Source organism: Kocuria sp. CPCC 205263 (assembly GCF_040981075.1).
GTDB classification, from domain to species: Bacteria; Actinomycetota; Actinomycetes; order Actinomycetales; family Micrococcaceae; genus Kocuria; species Kocuria rosea.
This window is the reverse complement of sequence record NZ_JAVKPV010000030.1, coordinates 1-1758: the sequence shown is the minus strand read 5'-3', so window position 1 is coordinate 1758 and position 1758 is coordinate 1. Positions and strand designations below refer to the sequence as shown.

Genomic DNA, 1758 nt, shown 5'->3' with positions numbered 1-1758 from the left:
CAGAGGGGGATGGGGGACTTCTCCAGCACCGTGACGTCCAGACCGAGGGCGTGGGCGGTGGAGGCGACCTCGGCGCCGATGAACCCGGCGCCGACGACCACCATCCGCCCGCCGCGGCGAACGAGCTCGCGCAGCTTCTGCGCGTCGTCGACGGTGCGCAGGCTCACCACGTTGTCCGCGGCCGCGATCGGGGGCAGGGTCCGGGGCGAGGCGCCGGTGGCGATCACCAGGGCCGGTGCGTGCACGGTGGTCCCGTCGGCCAGGTGCACCATGCGGGTGGCCGGGTCGAAGGACACCGCCGGGGTCCCGAGGATCCACTCCGCGCCCAGGGCGTCGGTGTCGGTCTCCAGGGCCAGGTCGGCGGCCTCGATCCGCCCGGCGAGGAAGTCCTTGGACAGCGGGGGCCGGTCGTAGGGGCGGGCGGGATCATCACCGATGATCACCAGCCGCCCGGCGAACCCGAGGTTGCGCGCGGCCCGGGCGGCCGACAGGCCCGCCAGCGACGCTCCGACAATGGCGAGGGACTCCATGAAGGGACCCCTTTCAGGAGACAGACAACGGATGACCCGGAACCACGACGCGGAGCCGCCGGACCGGCAGGAGCGCAATACGCAACTTGATTCGTAATGTGCTCACCAGGGTGAGGTGCGCCACTTCGGCTTGTCAAGCATTTTGAGGCGATGTCGGTGCGCCCGTCGCCTCCATGCTGCATATCGCCCTGCGGGCGGCGGATTCCTTGACATCTCGGCTCGGCCGCTCGAAAAATGTTGCGCACTATGACCCGAGTTGCACATAACGGAATGGACAGCTCGTCCGCTGATCTCTTCGCCCCTCGGGTGCGCGAGGTCGGGGAGGACGACCTGGAGGTCCATCCGCCCAAGAGCTGGGCGGCCTGCCGGCCGGCCGTCTACCACTCCATGGAGCCGGCGCTCGACCGGATGGGCGTCGTGCGTGCCGGGCGGACCCTGCTGAGCATGAAGCAGAAGAGCGGCTTCGACTGCATCAGCTGTTCGTGCGCGGGTTCGGCACCAACAACCTCCCCGACTGCTCGGACATGTGCCACGAGTCCTCGGGAGGGGCACGGAGCTGGCGGACCAGTTCCTGCAGATCCGTGCGGGCGGGGACATGGCCCTGCTGCAGGCGGTGTCCCGGCGGGTGCTCGAGACCGAGAGGGCCGCCCCCGGCACCGTCGGACACCGAGGTGACGGAGACCGCCATGGAGAACCTGGAGGTGAACGTCCAGATCTCCACGAAGCTCAACCGCTCCCACACCGTGGTGGGCGAGGAGGCGATCATCCTGTCCGTCCTGGGGCGCACGGAGATCGACAGGCAGGCCACGGGCGAGCAGGTCGTGTCCGTGGAGGACACGGTCTGCGCCGTCCACCTCCCGCGTGGCTCGGTGCAGCCGGTCAGCGAGAACCTGCTGTCGGAGGTCGCTGTCATCAGCCGCCTCGCCCGTGCCGCGCTCGGCGACAAGGTCCACGCGACTGGGAGGCCTTCGAAGGCGACGACAACACCATCCGCGAGCACATCCTCCGGGTGGTCGTCGGGTGCGAGGACTACAACGAGCGCATTCGGCAGGACGGCGGCTTCGTGATGGACAACGGCCCGCGCGACTCCCGCATCTTCAACACCCCCCCGGGTAGGGCCCAACTGACGGTCATCGAGCCGGATCCGCTGGGGTGCCCGCCGTGCCGCTCGATGACAACCTCCCGCCGCGCGTCTACGAGCCGGTCACGGCGTTCGTGCTCCACCGCG

The 1758-nt window shown here is 69.6% G+C and carries 2 protein-coding genes; one reads left to right on the top strand and one right to left on the bottom strand.

Going from position 1 to position 1758, the window contains the following annotated elements; translation table 11 throughout:
* A partial coding sequence (locus RF647_RS18950) for an FAD-dependent oxidoreductase (protein WP_368813086.1) occupies positions 1–530 on the bottom strand: 530 nt, incomplete at its 3' end.
* Between the two features lie 686 nt (positions 531–1216).
* On the opposite strand from RF647_RS18950, the gene RF647_RS18945 reads away from it, so the two are divergent.
* The gene (locus RF647_RS18945; protein ID WP_368813085.1) at positions 1217–1597 is read left to right on the top strand and encodes a hypothetical protein; all 381 of its coding nucleotides are present in this window, start codon (positions 1217–1219) and stop codon (positions 1595–1597) included.
* The last annotated feature ends 161 nt before the right edge of the window (positions 1598–1758 follow it).

Excerpts from the sequence above, each read along its gene's own strand:
- RF647_RS18945 (WP_368813085.1), top strand. The coding sequence starts at position 1,217 with ATGGAGAACCTGGAGGTGAACGTCCAGATCTCCACGAAGCTCAACCGC.